Genomic DNA, 1,146 nt, shown 5'->3' with positions numbered 1-1,146 from the left:
TGAAAGCGACCAAACGCTCGTGATGACAGTCTTCACAGCGCACACGCAAAAAGCCATATTCCAGCCGACCACATTGGAGAAAATCTTCGAACTCTCTCTGAACGTAACGAGGCAAGCTTTGTCCCTGACCCTCCAACGAGGACTTATCTAACTAGAAAAGAATAATGACTTTTATATTTTAGCTTTTCAAAAGGGATCGAACATGAGAACCAAAGTAGAATTTCCTAGCCAAGGGCAAAATCTAGCCGGCTTACTTGAAACCCCAGACCAAGCCATTCGCGCCTACGTCTTATTCGCTCATTGCTTCACTTGCGGCAAAGACATTGCAGCCGCCTCTCGCATCAGCCGATTTTTAGTTCAACATGGCTTTGCCGTATTTCGCTTTGATTTTACTGGCTTAGGCAATAGCGATGGTGATTTTGCCAATACCAACTTCTCCTCAAACACAGAAGATTTGATCGCAGCGGCAAACTTCCTAAAAGAAAACTACCAAGCCCCAGAACTACTTATTGGCCATAGCTTAGGCGGCGCAGCGGTGTTAGCCATGGCAGGCGAATTACCAGAAGTAAAAGCCGTCGTCACTATTGCCGCACCTTTTGAAGCAAGCCATGTTGAAAAAAACTTTGGCGCAAAATTAGACAACATAGAACAAGATGGCCAGGCCCAAGTGAATTTAGGCCCGCGTGAGTTCACCATCAAAAAACAATTTTTAGACGACATTAGAAACCAAACCACCGACCACATCAAAAGCCTCAATAAAGCTTTATTAGTTCTGCACTCACCTATCGATTTAACCGTCGACATAGCCGAAGCAGAAAAAATCTACAAAGCAGCCATGCACCCCAAAAGCTTTGTAAGCTTAGATACTGCCGACCATTTATTATCTAAAGCTATTGACAGTGAATATGTTGCGCAAACAATTTCTGGCTGGGCTAGCCGCTACATTCCAGCCCCTAAAACAGAAACTCCAACTCTGGCTAAAGGTCATGTAATGATCACAGAAGTTGACCATAAATTTCAGCAAGAAATTTTTACCGACCATCACCATTGGTTTGCCGACGAACCGACAGAATTGGGCGGTCAAAACAGCGGCCCAGACCCATACGAACACCTGCTAGCAGCGCTTGGAGCATGCACAGCAATGAC

General features: G+C 45.1%; 1 protein-coding gene and 1 pseudogene. One reads left to right on the top strand and one right to left on the bottom strand.

Going from position 1 to position 1,146, the window contains the following annotated elements:
- Positions 1-127: pseudogene (locus A3766_RS29185) on the bottom strand (transposase zinc-binding domain-containing protein); the annotation flags it as partial.
- Positions 128-202: 75 nt separating this feature from the next.
- On the opposite strand from A3766_RS29185, the gene A3766_RS20340 reads away from it, so the two are divergent.
- Positions 203-1,146, top strand: a 944-nt coding sequence (locus A3766_RS20340) for an alpha/beta fold hydrolase (protein ID WP_068642879.1), incomplete at its 3' end; no start/stop codon positions are given.

Source organism: Oleiphilus sp. HI0132, assembly GCF_001635845.1.
Note: the sequence above shows the minus strand (reverse complement) of the source record. Positions and strands in the feature narration are given on the sequence as shown.